We start from the raw sequence: 23,720 nt of genomic DNA on the forward strand, positions 1-23,720 counted from the left end.
GATGGGAGGGGAGAAAGGTTATGTCACAATATAGATTAAATATCAATGGAAATGAAGTTGTCGGCCGTCCCGGCCAGACCATTTTGGAAGTGGCCCGGGAAAACGGCATCGAAATTCCTACCCTTTGTTACGATGAAAGAATCAAAATTTATGGCGCTTGCGGCCTTTGCGTCGTGGAAGTGGAAGGAAGCCCCAAGCTTTTCCGGTCCTGCGCCACGGAAATTGCCGATGGCATGGTAATTCATACCGAAACGGAAAGAGTAAAAGGTTCCCGGAAAGTTGCATTGGAATTACTGCTTTCCGATCATCTGGGCGACTGTCGTCCGCCCTGCCGTCAGGCCTGTCCGGCAAATACCGACTGCCAGGGCTATGTGGGCTTAATTGCCAACGGCAGATATCAAGAAGCCTTAGAATTAATCAAGGAACAGCTGCCTTTGCCCGCCAGCATTGGCCGGGTTTGCCCCCATCCTTGTGAAGAAGCCTGCCGCAGGCAGTTGGTGGAAGAGCCGGTATCCATTGCCTGGTTAAAACAATTTGTCGCCGATGCTGATTTAGCTTCCGGGGATGCCTTCATGCCCGAAATAAAAGCACCGAGCGGGAAGAAAGTGGCGGTGGTAGGAGGCGGTCCCGCCGGTTTAACGGCCAGTTATTTCTTAGCGAAGGAAGGCCATCAGGTTGTAGTCTTTGAAGCCATGCCGAAGGCGGGAGGCATGTTAAGATACGGCATCCCCCAATACCGTTTGCCCAAAGAGGTATTGGACCAGGAAATCGCCACCATTGAAAATATGGGCGTGGAAATCCAGACGAATGTGAAAATTGGCCGGGATATCAAACTTAATTATTTAAGAGAAAATTTTGATGCCGTCTATCTTGCCATCGGTGCCTGGGCCAGTTCCGGCATGCGCTGCCCCGGTGAAAAACTGGACGGAGTCATCGGCGGCATCGAATTTTTAGAAGCGGTAGCGCTCAATAAACCGGTGCAATTAGGAAAGAAAGTGGCGGTAGTGGGCGGCGGCAACACGGCCATGGATGCCTGCCGGACCGCGGTGCGGCTTGGTGCCGAAGAAGTATATTTACTGTACCGGAGAACCAGATCCGAAATGCCTGCCGCAGATATTGAAGTGATTGAAGCGGAAGAAGAAGGCGTTATCTTCCAGTTCCTGGTTGCCCCTATCGAAATCATGGGCGAAAACGGCAAGGCCACCCACATCAAGCTGCAGCAAATGGAACTGGGCGAGCCGGATGCCAGCGGACGCAGAAAGCCGGTGCCCATTCCCGGGGCGGAAAAAAACCTGGAAGTAGACAATGTCATTGCCGCCATCGGGCAGCAGGTTGTCCCGGAGGGCATGGACGGGGTAACCCTGACCAAATGGAATACCATTGTGGCTGACGAGCATACCTATATGACCAATATTCCCGGTGTCTTTGCCGGCGGCGACGCCATTAATGAGGGACCGGGGATCGCCATTGAAGCGATCTCGGATGCGCGAAAAGCCGCAGATGTGATATGCAGCTACCTGGAAGGGGAAATAATTCCCTATCAAGCACCCTACTATGCGAAAAGAGAAGACCTGACTGCGGACGATTTTGCAGACCGGGAAAAAGTTTACCGGCCCCATATGGGTCATCTTCATCCGGAAGAGAGAAAACACAATTTTTCCGAGATCGTCTTCGGTTATACGGAAGAACAAGCGAAAAAAGATGCCATGCGCTGCCTGGAATGCGGCTGCGGGGATATCTTTGAGTGCAAGCTGATCCATTATGCCAATCGGTATCACGTAGACCCGGCCCGGGTGGCTGGGGAAGTTCATAAGAGAAACTACAAGGACGAGCATCCCTTTATCGACCGTAACCCGGACAAATGTATTCTTTGCGGCTTATGTGTCCGGGTCTGCGACGAAATCATGGGGGTTACCGCTCTCGGACTGGTGAACCGGGGCTTCGATACCATTGTGCAGCCTGAGTTTAACCTGCCCCTGCAGGAAACCGGATGTATCTCCTGCGGTCAGTGTGTCGCCGCCTGTCCTACCGGCGCCCTCCAGGAACGATTGACCATCGATAAATCCGTTCCTCTGGAGACGGCAGAAACCAGCACTATTTGCTCCTACTGCAGTGTGGGATGCAATCTGAAACTGAAAACAAAGGGTGAATTGTTGGTTAAATCGGTTCCGGACAAGGAAAGCAGCGTGGACAAAGGTCTCCTCTGTGTGAAAGGACGCTTTGGCTTTAATATGGGCCAGAAAGGAACCCGGATTACCGCACCTCTGATGAAGAAAAACGGGGAATTTAAAGAAGTATCCTGGGATGAAGCCCTTCTTTTCGTGGCTAAGAAAACCCAAAGTATTTCCTCCCGTTACGGAAGCAAGGCATTAGCGGTCAGTGTTTCCGACCGCTATACCAATGAAGAGATTTATTTAGCCGCTAAATTCGGCAAGCAGATTCTAGGCACGGATCAGGTATTCTCTTTTAACGGTTTTGACGGCGGGATTGAGGATGTTTTAGGCTATGATGCGTCCAGCAATACCTTTGACGAACTCCTTTCCACCGAAGTGATTTTGCTTGTTGGTTCGGATATTATGCACGATCATCCCATTGTGGGTTTAAAGATTAAAGAGGCGGCGGCAAAAGGGGTTAAATTGATTACCGTCAACCCCTTTGCCTCTCTGGCAGATGAATGGGCGGATCAAAAAGTCTGCCCCGCGGATAGCGTCAGTTTTATCAAAGAAGTGATCAAAGCTGTGGTGGAAAGCGGACGAATCCCTTCAGACAATTCTGCAGCTGGATTTGCTCCCTTGCGGGAAAGCCTGGAAAACATCGAAGTGAGCGGGTCCGCAAAAGAAATTGCGGAAGCCTACACGAAAGCCAAAAGGGCGATAATTGTCTTTGATCAAAACCGGGTTACAGCTGACGGGGCTAAGTTACTTGCCGATTTGGCGGTAGTGGCGGGGCATATTGGTAAAGCGCGCAGCGGTATCATCCAGTTAAAACCAAAAGCCAACAGCCAGGGCCTGGTCGATATGGGTGTTACCAAGGGTGCGCAAGAAATCAGGACGAATCTGGATGCCGGCTTGACCAAGGGAATGTTCATATTTGGGGAAGATATCGGGGGATGGGACCTGAGTACGTTAGAACTTCTCGTGGTGCAGGATACCCATTTAACGGAGACGGCGTTAACGGCGGATGTGGTCTTACCCGGTGTGAGTTTTGCCGAGTCCTCCGGAACCTTTACCAGTTCAGAACGACGCATTCAGAGACTAAACCAGGTCATCCCGGCTATTTCCGGACTGACCAACTGGGAAGTGATCATAGAAGTTGCCAATGCTTTTGGGGCCAACCTAGCATACTGCTGCCCCGAATGCATTGAGGAGGCCATATCTGCGGATATTCCGGAATACAAGGGAATTGTCCAAGGGGAGGAAAAGACGGTCTTCTGGCCGGTGCACGGCAGTCCCGTACTCTATGGGGAAAAGTTCCATTTTGCTGACGGGAAAGCCTGCCTGCACACCGTAGGAGAGGGGCCCTTATTTAAAGCGACGACCCATACAGACCACCTGGAAAACACATTTGTTGATTTCCTCAAAGAAAAAAAGATTGTTTAGCGTGTGATGGAAAAACGATCTGACTTTAAATCTCCAACTTCGGTTGGAGATTTTTTTGCCTGAAAAGGAATAGCAGATGAAGGATAAATTTTATTACCGGTGTTAAAAGGAAATCTCTTGAAATGATAGAATATATGTTACATTTGCTAGATACTGTAACATTTGGGGAAATTATATCGCTAAAGCCAAAGTCAGATCGTGATGGGATTTTTCTAGTAATCCGAAGTAAGCCTAGTAAATGCGAGGTGATTACTTATGAGATTTCATTATCAAGCTTGGGAGGATTTCGTTATAGGCAGAAATACCAGCAAGGAAACCTCTTTGGTGAGTCCCATTATCCTGTCGTCCTGGCAACGGTGTGTCAACCGGCACCAGAGCCCTGATGAGGTCATTTCTTCCAGGGTACCGGAGGAAGAAGTAAATAAAAGAAGAACTGTCAATCAAAATCTCATTAACGTTGCCAAACCATTTTTAGAGGAATTATATGAATTGGTGAAAGGGTCCGGCTTTACAGTTGTTCTCCTTGATCAGGATGCCTGCATTTTGGAGATCTTGGGCGACCAGGATTTTTTAGAGCGGCATAAGCATTTCCAAACCGGTGAGATTTGGGACGAAGAGACAAAGGGCACAAATGCCATGGGTATCGTAAAAATAGAAAAAATTCCGGTTCAGGTATACGCTACGGAGCACTATGTGCGGAAAAATCACAATATCACCTGTTCCGGCGCTCCCATCCGCGGCGCCAATGGAGAAATGATCGGCATCCTAGACGTGTCCGGAGATTTTAACAAGGCCCATGCCCATACTTTAGGCATGGTGGTAGCTGCCGTCAAAGCGATTCAAAATGAGCTTAGCCTAAAAGCGGCCCATGCGGAAATCATCAAGTCCTATAACAATGTGAACGCGATTATCGAAACCATTTCCGACGGCATTGTTTCTTTTGATGAGTATGGCCGCATCACAAACATGAATCCTGTGGCGATTAAGATTTTAGACGTAAACGGATCCAATTACCAGGGAAAACAATTGAAAAGTATTCTGAAGAACGATGAAATCTTTGATCGCATCCTGCGCAACGGCCGAAGCATTTATGACAAGGAATTCCTTCTGGAAAGAAACCATAAACAAGTGCACTTTCTCTTTTCCGCCCAGCCCATCATTGATCACGCCAAAGAGATTTGCGGCGGTGTAGCCAACCTGAGGGAAATTAAATACGTGCACCGGCTGATCAACCAAATGGTGGGGGCAAGAGCTTTGTTTACCTTTGAAGATATTATCGGCGAAAGCGCCTCCATCAAAGAAAGCATTCGAATTGCCAAAGACATTGCGGCCAGTATGTCCTCCATCATTTTACAAGGCGAAAGCGGCACCGGTAAAGAAATGTTTGCTCAGGCCATTCATAATGAGAGCAGTTTTTCTCTCGGCCCTTTTATGGTGATTAATTGTGGGGCCATCCCGAGAGACCTGATCGAGAGTGAACTTTTTGGCTATGAAGACGGGGCCTTTACCGGAGCCAAGCGGGGGGGACGAGCCGGTAAATTTGAGCTGGCCAACGGAGGGACCATCTTCCTTGATGAGATTGGTGATATGCCTTTAGATACCCAAGTATCCCTGTTGCGCGTGCTTCAGGAAAAACAGGTGGTACGGATCGGCGGGTATAAGTCCATACCCATCAATGTTCGGGTCATTGCCGCCACCAACAAAGATATCAAAGAAGAAGTCCGGAAAGGGAATTTCCGGGAGGATCTTTACTATCGTTTGAATGTGATCAATATCACCATACCTCCCCTCCGCAAAAGGGAAGGAGATATTTTGCTCTTATCAAAATACTATATTAAAAAATGTTCTACCATGCTGGGCTATACGGTGAGTAATTTGGATCCCCAAGCTGTGCGCTCCCTGGAGGAGTATTATTGGCCGGGAAATGTCCGGGAGCTTGCCAATGCCATGGAAAGAGCGGTAAATATGGCGAAAGGAAAGGAAATTGCTTTAGAACATTTGCCGGAAAATCTGCAAAAACAAACAAATTTGGGAAAGAAGAAAGCAAAGGATCCCCATACGTTGGAAAAGAGGGAAAAAGAGATTATCCTGGAAACTTTGGAAGCGGTTAACTGGAATATCTCGAAAGGCTCTTCCATTTTAGGGATTTCCCGGAATACCCTTTACCGGAAAATCAATAAGTATGAGATCACAATGACGGGTTAAGGACAGCCACGAAAAAATTTTTTTGAACGAAATGCAACGCTTTAGAGCTCTGGGCAAAGAGCTCTATTTTTATGCTCATTATTGGCACACTGTAACATTTTGGTACAAGGGGCAAAACAGGCTTAACAAACAGTTTCCATGATCAGGAAGATTATTGCTCCAAATTGTCACACAAATACCTGATCAAAAAAATTCACAGAATGAGATAAAATAAGAAAAGTCAAACAATTCCCTCGTTGGCATAAAAATTGCATTAATGATCTTTGCTATTAATTTAAAAGGAGGGTTTTTTCATGTCAAACGCAATTTATGCCAAGATGATTGCAGAAGCACTGGCGGCCCAAAAAGCAGATCTAAACGTGATCAAAGCAAAGAGGGGAGGAAAATTTAAAATCTCGGATGCCAAACCCTATGTGGATGCGGTAAACGAGATGAAAGCAGGAGAAGGACAAAGTCGTGAAGTGATCAGACTGCATGTGGACTCAGTTAACGCCCATTATCAAATCTTTGACCAAATCACTGAGACAGTTACCCCGGAAGATGATCCTTTTGTAGAACATTATCAGACCCCTGCGCTCCTGGAAATTCTCTATGAATTGGACCCTGCTTTCCGTGATGCCGTGGATCAATTCATCAAAGCCATTGCAGACAAGGAAGCCTTAATCGGCAAAGAATCCGTGCGCCGTTACGGAGGCTTCTATGGTCCTACCGCTGTGGTTGATTTTGCTTTTGTTCCCGGTTCCACCAGCAATGTGGTCAATACTATTCTGCAAGATCTGCCCATGGAAAAGAAGTATAAACAAGCCATCTTATCTGCTAAGTCATGGGGCATGGATACTTCTTACGGGATAGGGGCAGCTTTTGCCACTTCTCTGGAAGCAGGCAAGACCTTGGCTGAAGCGGCAAAAGACGAAGTGGAGATGCTTCAACTGGTTTACGACAAGCCTATTGAAGCACAAGCCAAATTGATGGCGGATCATGGGCATACCTCCTTTGACGTTAAGAAGTATATGGAAATGTATAAAGAAAGAATTCGCCCGGCGGTAAAAGAAGCCGTGGATGCCGGTGTGCATTACGGCAATATCGTTACGGTTCCTGCCTACTGTGTAGGAGATGTGGCCCACCATATCGCCCAATCCATGTTTAATATGGCGAAAGACGATATGACCATGGCGATTATGGAAGCAACCACCGATGTGATGGAAAAAACCTTAAACCTGGGCTTGGATCAAGGGTATAAGAGCGTTTATGATGTTTTAAGCGTAGCCACCGGTTCTACCGCAACTGCGGTTGCCTATATTTTGGAAAAAGACGGTTTCACCGTTCCCATGGTGATTGATCTCCTCACCAAACGGTTCACCAACTATGTGCAGAAATATCCTCAACGGGGCGCGGCGGCAGAATTACACAATGTGGACTTTATGGATATGATTTATCGGGGCAGCCAGGTTCTGGCCAAGGCTGGCGTGAAAATCAAAGGAATTCCCGTTCAACTGAGTGCGATTGACGATAACGAGATTATTGCCAATCCGCAGCGCTATACTTATCCTGCCTGTGCCATTACGGTCAGATTCTCTTCCCTGATGCGTTTGGCCGACTTCCCCTGTCTCTTGACGAGTGAGCCGGTTACCGCTACCTTAATGACCAATATTATCGCCCTGGATCCCAAAACACCCGGCTCTCCTGCCCGAGTATGCAAAAACTGCGCTGTGACCACCCTGATCAAACGTTGCGGTTATTGCAACTGGAGCTCTGCCGTATAAAATCTACAGATAAAAAAAGGAAGGAGAAGGTAGCTGAATCAGCTGCCTTCCCACTTCCCCAAATGAGGTCAACCATAGTTAGATTATCATATAAGGGGGGTAATTTCAATGCCTTCGCTATCAAAGAAGTTTTTCGCAGAGTTAATTGGAACCTGGATGCTGGTATTGGTGGGGCCGGGCGCGGCGGCAGTCACTCTGATGCTGGCCCAGGGAGAGGATAAGGCCTCGGGTTTTAATATTGGCATTGGTGCTTTAGGGGGATTAGGCGACTGGTTGGGCATCGGATTGGCTTTCGCAATTGTTATTGCTGCGGCGATTTATATTTTTGGACCTGTTTCCGGAGCCCATCTGAATCCTGCGGTAACCATCGCCCTTTGGGCGGGCAAGCGTTTTCCCACCAAAGAAGTGATCCCTTATCTCTTGGCCCAGTTCATCGGTGCGGTGCTGGGATCGGCTACCTTATTAGCGATGCTGGGGAGTGCAGGGGCAACAGTGGGCGGTTTAGGTGCGCCGGGTCCTTTTCCCGGAATCAGCCTGACCGGCGTGTTTATTGCAGAATTAGTAGGCACCTTTATTCTCATGTTAACGATTATGGGAATTGCTGTTGACAACAGAGCCCCGCAAGGTTGGGCAGGTTTGATCATCGGGTTGATTGTGGCTGGCGTGATCATTACCATGGGCAATATTTCCGGTCAAGGAATCAATCCTGCCCGTACTTTTGGGCCTGTGCTGGTGGATAGCCTGGCCGGCGGACCTAATGGCTGGCCGGTATATTGGATTTATCTCGTAGCACCGATTATCGGAGCGGTGGCAGCTGTTTTCGTCTACGATGCCGTTGTAAAAGAAGAGTTAGTTTCCACCCAAGCGAAATCAACATCCAATTCAGTCGGTTAAGTTGATGAGATTCGGTAATTACTTTCTCCCTATCGCTATGGTCAAAGCTACGCATTTAATAGAGGGGCAGGTTCTTTTGGGGGAGCCTGCTCCCTTCAAAAATCTGCTTTTCGAAATATAAAGATCCGTAGGAGAGAGGTGATGAGATTGGATCAGTTTTGGGTAAAAACGGGAACCCGTCTTCATCTGGGTCAACTGGATCTCAATGGCTCATTAGGCCGCCTGTATGGCGGACTGGGTTTAGCTATTGATCAACCCCAATTGGAGATTATGGCGGAAAGAAATCATCATCTTGAAATTATCAGCCCGGACAGCGAGAAAAAGAGACTCGTCAGTATCGTTAGAAAATACCTGGAGTATTATCAGCTTCCCGGTGTCAAAATCAATTTGCTTCAATCTTTACCCAGTCATAGCGGGTTGGGTTCAGGAACCCAGCTTTCTTTAGCATTGGGGCTTGCAATTACTCGCGTTTACGCATTAGAGCCATCTTTAGCGGAACTGGCCAGTATTACGGACCGTGAGAGCAGCCGCTCGGGAATTGGCGTGGCCGCTTTTGAACAGGGTGGTTTTTTGGTAGACGGGGGTAAACCAATCCATCAAGCGAGGGATGATTTCAAAGTTCCTCCGCTCCTTTTTCGGATTCCCTTTCCGGACGAATGGGTGATGATTCTGGTCTTACCTGATCAGGAAGAGAAAATGTATGGGCAGAAAGAGGAAGCCACATTTAATGCTTTGCCTCCTATGGATGAACAGGTTTCCGGGAGTATTACCCGTCTGATTCTGATGAAACTATTACCCGGTTTAATCGAAAAGGACTTGGCCTCTTTTGGGCAGGCCGTTACAGAAATTCAAAAACTGGTGGGGAATTACTTTGCCCCGGTGCAGGGAGGGCAGTATGCCAGTACCCTGGGGTCTCAACTGGCGGATTATTTATTGTCCCAAGGGGCGGCCGGAGTAGGGCAAAGCTCCTGGGGTCCCACAATTTACGGGTTTACCCACCAAGAAAAACAAGCCGATTTGCTGGACCGGACCCGGTGCTTTTTAGGGGGACGTGGTCGGGTATGGACAGCCAAAGGAGTTAATCATGGGGCAAAATGGGGTTGGAAATAAACAAAAAAGCACAAAAAAACCAAGGAGTAATCAAATGACAGATCAAGGGGAGGTTCCGTCACGCATCGCCTGGGGGATGACCGGGGCGGGACACGATTTAGCTTCTTGTGTAGAGTTGGTGTGCACTTTGGAGCAGGCAGACATCTTCCTTTCCCGGGCGGCTCAAGAAGTACTTGCCGCGTACAGGCTTTTCGGCAGATTAAAAGGAACAAAACATCAGCTGTTTTTTGATGACCATGCCAGTAGCAGGCCTGTTACCAGGCTCTATACCGGGAGATATGACCTGGTGGTGATTGCGCCGGTGACCGCCAATACCATCGCCAAAATGGCCCACGGCATTGCGGATAATCTGATCACCAATTTATTTGCCCATGCCGGCAAATGTCAGATTCCCACGATCCTACTTCCTTGTGATGGGGCAAATGAATTGACCTCTCTTACCCCTCAGGGAGAAGAAGTTTTCATTCATGTGCGGCAGATCGACCGGGAAAATTTGGCCCGTTTGGCCGGGTGGTCTGGTGTGCGCATCGTTGGCGATCCGGCCCAATTGGGTGATGCGATCAAACACCGATCCCGCTGGTAAGCAAGAGGATATTTATCTTCCTTCCGCAGGCTCCGGAGGGATTTCAGGAAAGAAGGCTGGTTTAAATTGTCCAAATACATCCTCATCACCGGTCTCATTGCCCAGGGCGCCTTAGCAAAAACGGCAGCCAAAATCAAAGAAATAAGCCTGGAGGTCATGCCGCTCAAGTGTACGGTAGCAGCTTTGATGTCCACGGATTTTATTGCCCGGGAACTGCTTGGCGCCGGGTCCCTCAGCGGGGAGGAGATTATTGTGATCCCGGGCTTATGTACCGGGCCGCTGGAGCGGATTCAAGAGGCCACAGGCTGTAAAGTACTGAAAGGGCCCAAGGACTTGACCGATTTACCCGCTTTTTTCCAGTCCGGGCCAAGGGGAAGCCAAGAGGCTGTTTCCCTCCCGACGCGTTCCCCCATCCGGATCCTGGCGGAGATCGTGGACGCACCCCGGATGAGTTTGAAGCAGATCCTGGAGAAAGCCTTTTACTACCGGAATAGCGGCGCCGACATCATCGATTTGGGCGGTGATATCCATCAGCCCTTTCCTGATTTGGCCAAGGTGATTAAGGCATTAAAAGGGGAAGGACTGCAAGTAAGCATCGACAGCCATCAAAAAGAAGATATTCTTGCGGCCAGTGCAGCCGGTGTTGACCTGGTCCTGAGCTTAACTTCCCAAAATATTGACATCGCAAAAGTATTGTCCTGTCCTGCGGTTGTAATACCGGATGATGGGGTTGATCTGGCTTCTTTGTATCACAACATGGAGAAACTGGAACACTGGCATGTTCCTTACCTGGTGGACCCTATTTTACCTCCCTTGACCTTGGGCTTAGCCCAAGGAATCGAACGTTATATCCGGGTCAGACGGGACCACCCGGACTGTGAGATGCTCATGGGCTTAGGAAACGTGACCGAGCTGGTTGACGCCGATAGTACCGGAATCAACGCTTTGATGGTGGGAATCGCGGGAGAACTTCAGATTCATTATCTTCTCACGACGGAAGTGAGCCACCGGGCCCGGGGGAGTGTCCGGGAAATCAGTCTGGCCCGCCGGTTAATGCACCGGGCGATCACAGAAGAAAGGGTGCCGAAACATTTGGATGATAGTTTGTTAACCATCAAAGATCCGGCAGGAAATTCCTTTGGGGAGCCCGACCTTTTGGAGATGCAAAAGGTGGTCCGGGATAAAAATTTTCGCATTTTTGTCGATGATCAGATTTATCTTTTTAATGCCCACTGTTTTTTACGGGGATCTTCCGCCCAAGAATTGTTTTCCCAGCTGGAGATCGAAAATCCCAAGCATGCTTTTTATCTGGGGCAGGAACTGGGCAAGGCGGAGATTGCCCTCGGCTTAGGAAAAAGGTATGTGCAAGATGATCCCCTGCGCTGGGGCTATCTGAATCAGGATGAAACCAAGAAAAGAGGCAGTCTTGATGATTATTGAAACCATCCTTTCTTCCATCAATAAAAAGGGTGAGGTCAATTTTGCTCCCATGGGGGTGCATATTCCGGATCATGCCATCAATCTCTCCAAAGTTAAAGAGATTTGTCTTTACCTTTATTCCGGATCCCACACCTTTGACAATCTTCAAACAACCTTAGAGGGAGTAATTAATCTGACAAATGACGTGATGGCTTTTGTGGAAACAGCTCTTTTTTCCACCTCCTTACCAACCGCTCCCTCCCGTCTGGTTCATCCGCCCAGAATGGCCGGGGCTAAGACGATTTGGGAATTCTCCGTGACGGATTTCCATGCTTCTGTAGAACCGGCAAAAGTGCTCGGCAAGATTAAGTATTATGAGGAATTAGCCGGTTTTTCCGGATTATGCAGAGCCCAAGGGGCGGTTTTGGAAGCAGCCATTGCAGCTACCCGCTGGAGATGGATGACACGCAGCAAGATTGAGGAATCTTGGGCCCAGTGGAGGGAAACGGTGGAGAGGACCGGAGGATCCAGGGAACAGGAAGCTTTCAGCCGGGTGTGCGACTTTTTTGCCCAGAACGGGATCGACATGGGGGATGCGAAGTAAAAGGAGGAGTGATGATGAAAAAAATTCTTATTCATTTGGAATCAGATGCAAAAGCAAGCGTTTTCGATCAAATTACAGCTTATGATGCAGGCGTTGACCAGGTGATTGCTTATGGGGGCGTCCAGGTGGAAGAAGTGCCAAACTTGGTTTATGGCGCCATGTTTACCCGGGGAGGAGAGGGATTGCGCCATAGCGCAATTTTTATCGGCGGCACCCATGTGCCTGCGGCAGAGCGGCTGATGAAAAAAGTACTCGATACTTTCTTCGGTGATGTTCGGGTATCGGTGATGTTCGATGCCAATGGATCCAATACCACTGCGGCAGCTCTTGTCAGGAAAATAACCCAGGGCAGGGACTTAAAAGACAAGAAGGCTTTAGTCCTGGCCGGAACCGGTCCGGTAGGCATCCGGGGGGCCATCCTCCTGGCCCGGGAGGGATGTGAAGTACTTCTTTCTTCACGGCAGCTTTCCCGCGCCCAGGAGGTGAGTGAACATATCCTGGAGCATCATGGCATTCCTGTCACTCCCGTTGAAATTGCTACCCAGGAAGATGTTTCCCAAGCGCTCAGCCAGGGCATCCACATTGCCGCTTGCTGCGGTGCCCCGGGTGTCCGGGTGCTGGACCAAAAGACTTGGTCAACCGCGCCTGCCCTGGAAATCATTGCCGACATCAATGCCGTCAACCCTTTAGGGGTGGAAGGGATGAAAGTAACGGATAACGGCAAGGAACGGGAAGGCAAGATTTTCTACGGTGCCATCGCCATCGGCAATTTCAAGATGAAAGTACACCGTGCCGCCGTGCAGGCTTTATTCCAAAGCAACCATCAGGTGTTGGATTTCTCATCCATCTATGAATTGGCTCGGAACATGGAGGAATAAGATGATTCTTCTTGTCGGAGCAAGTGTAAGAGCTCTGATGGAATCGGCTGCCGCATCAGGGTATCAAGTAATAGGCATCGATTTCTTTGGCGATGTGGATGCCGGATGGCAGGGAAAAATCCTTAGCCTGGTTCAGGATGGTGGTTTGACACCTTCCCTGAAAAACTTATGGAAAATGGCCCGGGCCACGCCCTGTCAGGGCCTGGCCTATACTTCCGGCCCGGAAAATACGCCTAAGGAATTAATCTATTGGGAAAACCGGGGTCTTCTTCGGGGTAATGGCGCGTCTGTTTTGACCGGGGTACGTAATCCCTGGAGATTATCGGCTAGTTTAAAGCAAATCGGTTCTCATATGCCCAGGTTCTCTGCACCGGTCCAGGGGAAATCAGGTGAAGGCGGGGAGAAATGGCTCCTGAAACCGCTCCACCGGGGAGGAGGACATGGCATCGTGGAATTGCCTGAGGCAAAAGAGGATGTGGGGAAGCTGATTTCCCGCTTGCCTGATCCGGCCCAGTATATTATCGAAGAATATGTGGAGGGAATTCCTGCTTCCGCTACTTTTCTCGCCAACGGCCGGGAAGCCCTTTTATTGGGTACGAGCCGTCAGCTCATCAGCAGAAGGGGAGTAGCTAGACCCTTTCTTTATCAAGGAAATGTTGTTCCTTTGGATCTCAGCGGCATCTTAGAGGAAAAGGCCTTTGCGGAGGAACTGATCAAGATCATCGTACATCTCACCGGTGACTTTAAGTTACTAGGGATCAATACCCTGGACTTTATCGTCAACCGGGACGGCATCTGGATTCTGGAGCTCAACCCACGCTGGTCGGCCTCCGTGGAATTGATCGAAAGCTATTCGGGGAAACGCCTCTTTGCCGCCCATTTAGCCGCCTGTGCGGGACGGGAAATGAAAAAAATCTTTCCGGACTTGTTTCCTTTGTGGGGGAGAGGCAGAGAAAAAGCACCTGTTTTTTGGGGAAAGAGCATTGTCTATGCGGATCCTGCCCTGGTGATCAAGGCGCATAAAGAACAAGACCTGCGCTTTCTTTATGCACAGGGTATGCGCGATATCCCCCGGGCAGGAACGAAAATCAAGAAAGGGCAGCCTATTTGTACCGTATTGGCTGGGGGTGCCAGTGATCAGGATTGCCTGAGCAGGCTGAAGGAAAAATCCCGCTGGGTGGATCATTTTTTTCGGGAGCACTAGGGAAAAAGTCATTTAACAAAGGGGGAAGCCTATGGGAAGTATCACTGGATTATTGATTACAGTACGCACGGGTCGCCAAGGGGCCGCCATGGAAAAAGGAAAACTTTCCGCGGAGTATGAAGAGGAAATTTCCTCCCTGTCCCTGAATCCGGAGGATTTTGCCTTCCTGAAGTTGGCTTCGGACCGGCGGGCGATCCTAAAAAGTGCCGCGGGAGAAGTTCCGGTGGTATGCCGTTCCGCGGAAGGTCCCAGGGGGCTTTTCTTTCTTCCCTTAGGACCTGTGGCAAACCGGTTGATCGGTGCAGAGACTTATGGGACCGGCGTCCCGGATTTTAAAGGGATCCCGGTGCTGATTCGGGCAGATTACTCCCATATGGAGGGAGCAAAGGGGAAGGAGGGAATAAAAGATGGCTGTGACCCTACATGAAGACGTGGTTTGTGCTTTTTGCGGCTGCCTTTGCGATGACCTTCAGGTAGAGGTGGAAAACAATGTGATCCGGAAAGTGGGACATGTGTGCACCATTGGCCGGAATAAACTGATGCATGCCCAATCCCATTTGGCTTCGCTCCGGGTGAAAGGGCAGGAAGCCTCTTTAGAAGAAGCCCTCAATGCGGCGGCTGATATCCTCGTTGAGGCCCAGTCTCCTCTGGTTTATGGTTTAAGCAGCACCACGACGGAGGCCATCGGCGAAGCCGTGGCCTTGACGGAATTAGTCAAGGGTACGGTTGATAATCCTTCTTCCTACTGACACGGACCGGGCGTTCTCGCCCGCCAGCAAGTTGGGCTGGCTTCATGTACATTAGGAGAAGTGAAAAACAGGGCGGACCTTCTCATTTATTGGGGCGCGAACCCCATGGAATCTCATATGCGCCATTTAAGCCGCTATACCGCCATGTCCAAGGGGCTCTATACCGCGGAAGGGCGGAAAGGACGAAAGGTGGTTGTCATCGATATCAGACCCACCCCTACTTCAAAGGCTGCGGATCTGTTTATTCAGGTCGCTCCGGGAGAAACCTTTGAAATTGCCCATGTGCTGCGTTGCTTAGTGAAAAACATACGCTTGGAAGGCATTACCGAAACCAGTCTCATCGGGGGTGTCCCCCTGTCTCAATGGCAGGAATTAGCCCGCATGATGAAGCAAAGCCATTACGGCGTGCTCATGTTTGGCATCGGTGCTACCCAGAGCCGGGGCAAAGACATCAATATTGAAGAAATCAACACTTTAGTAAACGAGTTAAATCAATATACCCGTTTTTATGCCATTGCCATGCGGGGACATGGGAACGTCAATGGGAGCAATCAGGTTTTAGTCTGGCATTCAGGGTACCCCCTAGCCGTAAACTATAGCCGGGGCTATCCCCGCTTTAATCCAGGGGAGTTCAGCGTAGTGGATATGCTGATGCGCAAGGACGTGGATGCCGCCTTGATCATTGCCACGGATCCTGGGGCTCATTTACCCCAGCCGGCGGTCCGGTACCTGCAAAGCATTCCTACCATTGTGCTGGAGCCCCATGAGAACTTAACCACGCCCTGGGCCACGGTGGTGATTCCGGTTGCTCCGGCAGGCGTGGGTGCGGAGGGAACTTTTTACCGTATGGACAACGTACCTTTACGTCTGAAAAAGCTGGTAGATTTCCCTTATCCGTCGGACCTTACAGTTTTGCGTGCCATAAAGGAGAGAGTGCGCCATGCTAAAAATTGTTAACGGGCAGGTTTATGATCCCATCCATGGGGTAAGAGGAGAAGTAAAAGATATTTTTATGGAAAAGGGGAGAATTATGGAACCCCCTTTATCCGGTGCAGTCGATGAAATCATTGATGCCGCAGGCTGTGTGGTGATGCCCGGGGGCATAGAAATTCACAGCCATATTGCCGGAGCTAAGGTTAATAGCGCCCGCAGCATGTGCCCGGAAGACCATTATGACCATTTTAAACTGAGCACAAAGGAAACCCGGTCAGGGACAGGATACACCGTGCCCAGTACCTTCCTAACGGGATATTTATATGCCCAATTAGGCTATACCACCGCCTTTGAAGCAGCTGTACCGGCCTTGGAGGCCCGGCATGCCCATGAGGAATTGACGGATACCCCTTTGCTGGATGCCGGGATCTATACCCTGATGGGAAACAACCACATGATCATGAAGGTGTTAAGCGATCCGGACCCCTGCGCCTGTAAAGAACGCCTGCGTGACCTGGTGACCTGGCTCTTAACCAGCAGTAAAGGCTATGCCGTGAAAGTGGTGAATCCGGGCGGCGTGGAAAGCTGGAAGTGGAGTCAGGGGGCTGTAGACTTGGATACGGCCATTCCTCCTTTCGGAGTTACGCCCAGAAAGATGCTCTTGAATTTGGCAGAAGTGGTACGAGATTTAAAGCTTCCCCATGCCCTGCATCTGCATGCCAACCATTTAGGAGAGGCGGGCAATTATCGAACCACCTTGGAAACGATGAGAGCCCTGGAGGGATACCGGGTCCATTTTACCCACCTGCAATTTCATTCTTACGGGTTGACGAAAAAGGGAGGTATCCGTTCCGCGGCCCGGCGCATTGCCGAGTATCTCAACGAGCATCCGGAATTCACCTGTGATGTGGGGCAAATCGTCTTCGGACCGGCCACGACCATGACGGCGGATTCTCCCATGCAATTCCGGCTTCATCAAATGACCGGGCATAAATGGATCAATGCGGATATTGAAATGGAAACAGGGTCGGGAATTGTGCCTATGATGTACCGTCCTTCCGTGCTGATCAATGCCATTCAATGGTGCATCGGTTTGGAGTTGCTTCTTTTAGTGAAAAATCCCTGGCAGATTATTTTAACGACAGATCATCCCAACGCAGGGCCTTTTACCTCTTATCCCCATATTATTCGTTTGCTGATGGATGCGGATTACCGCAACGCTATGTTCCAGACCTTACACCCGAAGGTGGCCCAATATACCCACCTGAAAGAGCTGGACCGGGAGTATTCTCTGGAAGAAATCGCCATTGTCACCCGGAGTGCTGCCGCTAAGGCTCTAGGCCTGCCTCAAAAAGGACATCTGGGCGCCGGGGCCGAGGCAGATGTGGCCATTTACCGGGTGCAGCAGGATCAAGAGAAAATGTTTGCGCAGCCCGCCTATGTGTTGAAGGAGGGCAAGGTGGTGGTGCGAAACGGAGAAGCCGTACAGAGTTTCCCCGGCCGGAGATTGCTGGTGGAGCCCGATGGGGCCAAAGCTTTAGGTTCCGATCTGGCCCTGGATTTTGCCAATTATTATTCCATTGCCTTATCCAATTTTCCCGTCCAGGAGGAATATCTGTGCCGTCCGGAGGTGATACCATGCATTTAAACGGTGTAGAAATAGAAGATACCTTTGCGGAAGCCTTTACCATGCGCGCCGCCCGCCTCACCATTACCGCTGTCAACGAAACATGGGCCCAACATGCGGCTATTGCCGCCACCGGTTTTGCCACTTCGGTGATCGGCTGTGGCGTGGAAGCAGGCATGGAAGGGCCTACACCCTTTACCCCCGATGGAAGAGCCGGGGTGGATTGCCTTTTCTTTGCCTCATCCAAGGAGGATCTGGAGACCAATCTGATCAAACGGGTGGGTCAGGCGATTATGACGTCACCGACTTCTGCCTGTTATGATGGGGGCTTACCGGAGTTTTCTTCCGGCTATCAGGGGTTCAGTAAATTTAACATTGGCGGCAAGCTGCGCTTTTTCGGCGATGGATTTCAGGCCAGCAAGATCATTGGGGATCAACGTTACTGGCGTATTCCCGTCATGGAAGGAGAGTTTCTGATTCAGGAAGAGTTCACCATGGCAAAAGCAGTGGGGGGAGGAAACTTTTTGATCCTGGCCGAAAGTGTGGATGCTGCTCTTCAGGCCTCTGAAGCGGCAGTGGGGAAGATGAAGGAAATGCGCGGCATCATTCTTCCCTTTCCCGGAGGCGTGGTGCGCAGTGGCAGTAAAGTAGGGGCCAAGTATAAATTTCTTTCCGCGTCCACCAATACGGCTTACTGCCCCACCATTCGGGGCAGAGTGGAAAACAGCGCTTTAGCAGAGCATACCAATGCTGTTTTGGAGATTGTGATTGACGGTTTAACCGACCGCTTGGTGCATCAAGCGATGGAAGCAGGTATCCGGGAAGCGGTGAAAGTTGCAGGGGTGCACCGCATTACCGCCGGCAACTACGGGGGACGGCTGGGCAAATATCATTTTCATCTCCAGGAGATATTGGGAGGGAAGGAATCATGAAAAGGCAAATCACATTGAGACTGAAGGAACAGCCATCCTTACCCGTGGAAGCGGAAAGCATTACACCGGAAAATTTAAGCGGAAAAAGCCTGGACCAAATCTACCGGCTGCCCCTGTGGAGCGGTAACCGGGAAACCAGGCTGACCGACTATTTTGAAGTGGACATGGCCGAATTAGAGGGGGAAGAGCATCCGGATCAGGAAAGCCTAGCCAGGATTGTGATGCGGGGGGACTTATCCCGGTTTAAACGATTAGGCCAGGGCATGCGGGCGGGAGAAATGGAAATTCACGGACCAGTAGGTTTCCACGCAGGCGCTGGGATGGAAGGAGGCTCTCTCTTGATCAGGGGAAACGCCGGTGATTGGCTGGGTGCCCATATGAAAGGCGGAAACATTATCGTAGAAGGTTCCACCGGGCATTTTACCGGCGCGGCCTATCGGGGAAAAGTGCAAGGCATGACCGGGGGAACCATTTTGATCAAGGGAGATGTAGGTCAAATGGCCGGCTCCCGGATGCGGCGGGGTCTGATGGCAGTGGGCGGAGACTGTGGTGATTTTTTAGGTTTTAAAATGTTGGCGGGGACCATTATCCTGGCCGGTCGTGGGGGAAGCTGGATTGGGGCAAACATGCGCAGGGGGACAATTATTCTTTTTAAAACCATGGACCTCCTCCCCTCATTTTATTATAACTGCCTGTACCGGCCTGTCTTCTGGGGATTGCTCCGTCAAGAACTGGAGCGAAAAGGGTTTCTTGCCACCAATTGCTGTCCAGACGGTTTTTTTAAACGTTTTAGCGGGGATGCCCAGGAAGGAGGAAGGGGGGAAATTCTGATATGCCAATCCAATTGAACGATATGCCGGCGCTCAGCCCTAATTTGCGTGCACTTCCCTTTGTCAATCAGCTGATCGCCCATCGTGAACAGTTCAAGGTAGAGGTAAGCAAGATATCCGGGGTTACCATCATTGATTGCGGGGTCAGTGTCCCGGGAGGATGGGAAACCGGGTTGATCTTTGCCAAGATTTGCCTGGGCGGTTTGGCCAAGGTCAAGCTGCATTGGGCTGATTTCAGGGGATTACGCTGGCCGGCCCTAGAGGTGATCACGGACCATCCGGTTCGAGCGTGCATGGCTTCCCAATATGCCGGATGGTTTATTAAAAGGGACAAATTTTCTGCTATGGGCTCGGGACCTGCCCGGGCCGTGGTTCATTCGGAAGAGCTGTTTGGCAAGTTAGGATACCGGGATTCTGCCCAGGTGGCCGTACTTTGCCTGGAAAGCCGTAAGCTTCCTCCGGAGGGAGCGGTAAATCTGATCCTGGAAAAGTGTGGCTGTCAGGCAGAAAACCTTTATATCCTGGTGGCACCGACAGCTTCTATCGTGGGTTCAGTACAGATTGCCGCGCGTTCGGTAGAGACCGGGCTGCATAAAATGATGGAGCTGGGTTATGATCTGGGTCTGGTGGAAAGAGGCTGGGGCATTTCTCCCCTGGCTCCGGTGGCGGCGGATGACCTGAGTGCGATAGGGCGGACAAATGATGCCATTCTTTATGGAGCCACCGTCCAATATCAGGTGCAGGATGAAGATGCCTGCCTGAAAGCACTGGTGGGGAAAGTGCCTTCTGCCAGTTCCCGGGATTATGGACTGCCTTTTCGCGAACTATTTGACCGGGTGGGAAATTTTTATGACATTGATCCCCTTCTTTTCAGTCCGGCAGAAGTATGGCTCAGCAATGAGAAAAGCGGCTGCTCTTTCCATGCTGGAGAGATCCGCCCCGATTTATTACGTAAATCCTTTCAGCTGGGATCTTAAGGAAAGCTATTTCGTCTTTACTACTCAGGAGTCAGGTGCGTAATTCCGCACACCTGACCGACAGCAAGGAGAGAAATGGATCTATGAGCGCAACAGAGATGAAGAAAAAGCCGAGGATCGGTATTCTGGGCACAGCGAAAGGGTCCCATGTCCAGGCATTAGCAATTTCTTTACAGGGATTAGGCGCAGAGGTTATCTTAGTTGATCCCAAAAGGATGACTTCTTATCTGCCGGAACCACGGACGGTACGATGCGAGCGGGATGGTTCCAGCGAAACAATGGGAGATCTGGATGCCCTGGTGGTACGCTCTCTGCCCGGCGGTTCCCTGGAACAGGTGATCTATCGGGTCAATGTTTTGCATCGTTTAGAGAATTTAGGCTTAAAGGTGATCAACAGTGCCGGGTTAATCGAAAAAACAGTAGATAAATTCTATACCTCTGCCTTGCTGGCGGAAGCCGGTTTACCCGTGCCCAGAACGGTGGTGACCGAACGTTTTGATGAAGCCATGGAAGCGGTGAGAAAGCTGGGGACAGTGGTGGTAAAGCCGGTTTTCGGATCCTTAGGGAAAGGGATGATCTGCATCGACGACCTGGATATTGCCCATCGGGTTTTTCGTGCCCTGGAACTGGGCCGATACATCTATTATGTGCAGGAATTCTTGCCCAGTGGCAATGAAGATTTCCGTCTCTTCGTGGTAGGAGACCAGGTAGTAAGTGCCATGCGCCGCCGGGGCCTGAACTGGAAGACCAATATTGCCTGTGGATCCACCGCGGAAAAATATCGTCCTGAGCCGGCGATCGCCCAGCTGGCGATCCGAACGGCGAAAATCTTACACGCAGATTATGTAGGCGTAGACATCCTGGTCAGCGGTGGCATGCCTTATATTATTGAGGCCAATGGGATTCCAGGTTGGGCAGGGCTGCAGTCCGTGACAGAAGTAAATCTGGCCGATGTTTTGGCAAAATATGTCCTAAGGGAGATCAAGACGATATGAACAAAGAAGTGCTAAAGGATGGCTTTCATTGGGACCTTGCCTGGGCTGTCCAGGCTGCTTGTATTTTGGAAGCAGATGCGCCCAAGGTGGGGAATGTGAACCGTTACCACGACTTCTCGGATTGCTCTTTGGAGGACTTCCATTTGAGTGCCTTGGCACTGGGGCGTCCCTTTGGATTTATGGGCCGGCAAGGGGTCGGAGAAACAATTTTTCAGGCGATTAGCGCCACAAGGAAGCATGTAGATACCAATACCAACCTGGGCATGGTGCTCCTTCTGGCCCCCTTAGGAATGGCTTGGAGCCTGCTTAGGGAAGATCCTTCTTTTAACCGGCCAGATCAAGTTTCTTTACTGGAATTATGGAAGCAAAAACTTCGCCTGGTATTAGAGGGCCTGACCAGAGAAGACACGGATTATGTTTACCGGGCCATCCGGCTGGCGGCGCCTGCCGGAATGGGGGAGGTCAGGGAATATGATGTGCTTCAGGATCAGTTTCCGGAAATTACTCTTTTGGAGGTCATGAAGCTGGCGGCGGAACGGGACCTCATTGCCCGGCAGTATAGCAACAACTTTGATCAGGTGCTGGACGTGGGTTACCCTGCCCTGCAGCGCTTTCTGGATGAGCATCTCTCTCTGCCCCAGGCCATTGCCCAGACCCACCTCTTTTTATTAAGCCAATACCCGGACTCCTTGATCACCCGGAAGCTTGGGCCGGAGTGGAGCGGGGAAGTACAAAAGCGCGCCGGTGCGGTCTGGAAGCGGGGAGGATGGCGCACCATCACGGGCCGGGAATTTCTCTTGAGATTCGACCGCTGGCTGAGAAAGGATGGGCACCGTTTAAACCCGGGGACTACAGCAGACCTGATGGCGGCAATTATTTTTGTCCTGCTGCTTGTCAAAAAATGGGGAGACGGGGAGGCGTTGATGCGATGAAAGAAAGATGGCCATTTTCTTCTGAACCCAGCCTTTTGATCAGTGTGGTCAACGGGCGGGAGGCCCGGGCAGCCTTGGCGGGAGGCGCCGATATTATTGATCTGAAAAATCCTTTGGAAGGCCCTTTAGGAGCTCCTGCCCCAAAAGTGATTGAGGAAGTGTGTGGCGTAGTAAAAGGACATAAACCCTTCAGCATTGCCTTAGGAGAGTTTCCCGGAAAACCGGGAGCGGCAGCCCTGGCTGCTTTAGGAGGCGCCTATTTTCAACCGGATTTTCTGAAAATTGCCTTCCTTGCCCATACGCCTTCTGAGGAGATGGTGCGCACCTTAAAAGAAATAAAGAGCAGTATCGGCTCTCTCCCGCATCAAAAAACCAGTCAAATTGTCTCTGTAGCCTTTGCCGATACCATCCGGTCCGGGAGCTGGAATTTGGCCGACTTTGCCGCTTTTTCCCAGGAAGGGGGAGCAGCAGGGTGCCTCATTGATACCTGGGAGAAGAATGGCTCCTCTTTGCTGGATTATTTTACAGGAGCAGAACTGGGGGAATTTATTGAGAGTTGTCATACCCATGAGCTGTTTTGCGGCCTGGCCGGTGCCCTAAAATTTTCCCACATCCCCCTTTTGAGCCGGCTAAAACCGGAATTGATCGGGGTGAGATCGGCAGTTTGCGGGGGAGACCGCTTGGGAGGCACGGTATCATGCCAAAGTGTCCGGGAACTTAAGGAATTATGCGGGCAGACAGAGCATGAGAAGGCAGATAAACACCTTGCGTAGTGCCGGTTTGGATCAGCCGGGCTAACCGGTCCGGGTATAAACCGTTCAAGAACCAAACAGGCATCTTTAAAGGCAGCAGGTGCCGGATAAAAGGATCCAGATCCGGTTCTGCCAGGCGGGGATCGATGTCGGTGCTTTTTAAAATGATCAGCAAGGATGGGTTTAACTGTCCGGCCAGGTAGGCGGCAAGAGAGTCGGAGGTAACATCCCAAGATCTGGGAAGCCGATCTGAAGATATTTGGCTCAAAAAGCGGGCGCATAAAAGAATTTGAGGCTCCCTTGTAATAGGAAGGTCAGCTAGCGATGGGGTGCTGGACAGATCGGTGAGGATGCTGGGCGGAATAAACTCTTTCACCAAGAAAGCATATTGGTCCATGGCAGTCAAAGCCATGAAGTGGCAGGTCTCTTCACTGAGATGAAGCTGCTTGCCATACCGGCGCACCGTATCGGCAAAGGGCCCTCCGCCCGGTACGATCAGGAAAGGAACCTGCGTGGAGAGCTGGCTGATGCTACTCCCTAAACGGCGTAAGATTTCCCCGTTCTCATGGTGGATCAGGCTACCGCCCAGTTTGATCATAAGGGGTGTAAGCACGAAGACCATCCTCTCTCTGAATCATTCCCTTTTAACGAAAAGGGTGTAATTTATTATAACAAATAAAGGGGAGAGCGAGTGGTATGTAACTGTAAAATGTAATTTTTTTGCTGAATTTACC

At 50.5% G+C, this 23,720-nt stretch carries 20 protein-coding genes and 1 pseudogene; 20 read left to right on the forward strand and 1 reads right to left on the reverse strand.

Going from position 1 to position 23,720, the window contains the following annotated elements; translation table 11 throughout:
* Window positions 1-20 precede the first annotated feature (20 nt).
* The 20 genes and pseudogenes from DCMF_RS03895 (at window position 21) to DCMF_RS03985 (ending at window position 23,007) form a co-directional block, all read left to right on the forward strand.
* Entirely contained in the window at window positions 21-3,599 is a 3,579-nt protein-coding gene (locus DCMF_RS03895) for a molybdopterin-dependent oxidoreductase (protein WP_148133211.1), read from the forward strand.
* A 255-nt stretch (window positions 3,600-3,854) separates the two neighbouring features.
* Window positions 3,855-5,804 carry a sigma-54-dependent Fis family transcriptional regulator gene (locus DCMF_RS03900; protein ID WP_148133212.1) on the forward strand — a complete coding sequence of 650 codons (1,950 nt, stop codon included), beginning with the start codon at window positions 3,855-3,857 and terminating at the stop codon, window positions 5,802-5,804.
* A 293-nt stretch (window positions 5,805-6,097) separates the two neighbouring features.
* On the forward strand, window positions 6,098-7,567 hold the full coding sequence (locus tag DCMF_RS03905; protein ID WP_148133213.1) for a DUF2193 domain-containing protein: 1,470 nt from the start codon (window positions 6,098-6,100) through the stop codon (window positions 7,565-7,567).
* A gap of 108 nt (window positions 7,568-7,675) precedes the next feature.
* Window positions 7,676-8,461 carry an MIP/aquaporin family protein gene (locus DCMF_RS03910; protein WP_148133214.1) on the forward strand — a complete coding sequence of 262 codons (786 nt, stop codon included), beginning with the start codon at window positions 7,676-7,678 and terminating at the stop codon, window positions 8,459-8,461.
* A 141-nt stretch (window positions 8,462-8,602) separates the two neighbouring features.
* Window positions 8,603-9,571, forward strand: coding sequence for a beta-ribofuranosylaminobenzene 5'-phosphate synthase family protein (locus DCMF_RS03915; protein ID WP_148133215.1), 969 nt, complete (start codon window positions 8,603-8,605; stop codon window positions 9,569-9,571).
* Window positions 9,572-9,605: 34 nt separating this feature from the next.
* Window positions 9,606-10,154 (forward strand): flavoprotein, encoded by a 549-nt coding sequence (locus tag DCMF_RS03920; RefSeq protein ID WP_214659069.1) that lies wholly within the window; start codon window positions 9,606-9,608, stop codon window positions 10,152-10,154.
* 66 nt (window positions 10,155-10,220) lie between these two features.
* Window positions 10,221-11,594, forward strand: coding sequence for a DUF6513 domain-containing protein (locus tag DCMF_RS03925; RefSeq protein WP_148133217.1), 1,374 nt, complete (start codon window positions 10,221-10,223; stop codon window positions 11,592-11,594).
* Complete coding sequence (locus DCMF_RS03930) at window positions 11,584-12,177, forward strand: DUF447 domain-containing protein (RefSeq protein ID WP_214659070.1); 594 nt, start codon at window positions 11,584-11,586, stop codon at window positions 12,175-12,177. The genes DCMF_RS03925 and DCMF_RS03930 overlap by 11 nt, the downstream gene beginning before the upstream one ends.
* Before the next feature lie 11 nt (window positions 12,178-12,188).
* Complete coding sequence (locus DCMF_RS03935; RefSeq protein ID WP_214659071.1) at window positions 12,189-13,055, forward strand: NAD(P)-dependent methylenetetrahydromethanopterin dehydrogenase; 867 nt, start codon at window positions 12,189-12,191, stop codon at window positions 13,053-13,055.
* Window position 13,056: 1 nt separating this feature from the next.
* A complete protein-coding gene (locus DCMF_RS03940; RefSeq protein WP_214659072.1) occupies window positions 13,057-14,259 on the forward strand; it encodes an ATP-grasp domain-containing protein in 1,203 nt (400 codons plus the stop codon).
* 31 nt (window positions 14,260-14,290) lie between these two features.
* Window positions 14,291-14,686 carry a hypothetical protein gene (locus DCMF_RS03945; RefSeq protein ID WP_148133220.1) on the forward strand — a complete coding sequence of 132 codons (396 nt, stop codon included), beginning with the start codon at window positions 14,291-14,293 and terminating at the stop codon, window positions 14,684-14,686.
* Complete coding sequence (locus tag DCMF_RS29065; protein ID WP_214659073.1) at window positions 14,667-15,008, forward strand: hypothetical protein; 342 nt, start codon at window positions 14,667-14,669, stop codon at window positions 15,006-15,008. The genes DCMF_RS03945 and DCMF_RS29065 overlap by 20 nt, the downstream gene beginning before the upstream one ends.
* Window positions 15,009-15,020: 12 nt before the next feature.
* Window positions 15,021-15,965: pseudogene (locus DCMF_RS03950) on the forward strand (formylmethanofuran dehydrogenase subunit B); the annotation flags it as partial.
* On the forward strand, window positions 15,949-17,589 hold the full coding sequence (locus tag DCMF_RS03955; protein WP_148133221.1) for a formylmethanofuran dehydrogenase subunit A: 1,641 nt from the start codon (window positions 15,949-15,951) through the stop codon (window positions 17,587-17,589). The pseudogene DCMF_RS03950 and the gene DCMF_RS03955, both read left to right, overlap by 17 nt.
* Window positions 17,559-18,500, forward strand: a complete 942-nt coding sequence (gene fhcD, locus DCMF_RS03960; RefSeq protein WP_214659074.1) for a formylmethanofuran--tetrahydromethanopterin N-formyltransferase — start codon at window positions 17,559-17,561, stop codon at window positions 18,498-18,500. Before DCMF_RS03955 ends, fhcD begins: the two co-directional genes overlap by 31 nt.
* Complete coding sequence (locus DCMF_RS03965; protein WP_148133222.1) at window positions 18,497-19,348, forward strand: formylmethanofuran dehydrogenase subunit C; 852 nt, start codon at window positions 18,497-18,499, stop codon at window positions 19,346-19,348. Before fhcD ends, DCMF_RS03965 begins: the two co-directional genes overlap by 4 nt.
* On the forward strand, window positions 19,333-20,307 hold the full coding sequence (gene mch, locus DCMF_RS03970) for a methenyltetrahydromethanopterin cyclohydrolase (protein WP_148133223.1): 975 nt from the start codon (window positions 19,333-19,335) through the stop codon (window positions 20,305-20,307). Before DCMF_RS03965 ends, mch begins: the two co-directional genes overlap by 16 nt.
* A gap of 83 nt (window positions 20,308-20,390) precedes the next feature.
* The gene (locus tag DCMF_RS03975) at window positions 20,391-21,302 is read left to right on the forward strand and encodes an ATP-grasp domain-containing protein (protein ID WP_148133224.1); all 912 of its coding nucleotides are present in this window, start codon (window positions 20,391-20,393) and stop codon (window positions 21,300-21,302) included.
* Complete coding sequence (locus DCMF_RS03980) at window positions 21,299-22,234, forward strand: triphosphoribosyl-dephospho-CoA synthase (protein ID WP_148133225.1); 936 nt, start codon at window positions 21,299-21,301, stop codon at window positions 22,232-22,234. The genes DCMF_RS03975 and DCMF_RS03980 overlap by 4 nt, the downstream gene beginning before the upstream one ends.
* Window positions 22,231-23,007: a (5-formylfuran-3-yl)methyl phosphate synthase gene (locus DCMF_RS03985; RefSeq protein ID WP_214659075.1), complete on the forward strand. Its 777-nt coding sequence runs from the start codon at window positions 22,231-22,233 to the stop codon at window positions 23,005-23,007. The genes DCMF_RS03980 and DCMF_RS03985 overlap by 4 nt, the downstream gene beginning before the upstream one ends.
* Here DCMF_RS03985 and DCMF_RS03990 read toward each other — a convergent pair.
* The gene (locus tag DCMF_RS03990) at window positions 22,952-23,599 is read right to left on the reverse strand and encodes an amino acid kinase family protein (RefSeq protein WP_214659076.1); all 648 of its coding nucleotides are present in this window, start codon (window positions 23,597-23,599) and stop codon (window positions 22,952-22,954) included. The two genes, DCMF_RS03985 and DCMF_RS03990, sit on opposite strands and share 56 nt — an antisense overlap.
* Window positions 23,600-23,720: the final 121 nt, after the last annotated feature.

Source organism: Candidatus Formimonas warabiya (genome assembly GCF_002777255.1).
GTDB lineage: Bacteria > Bacillota > Dehalobacteriia > Dehalobacteriales > Dehalobacteriaceae > Formimonas > Formimonas warabiya.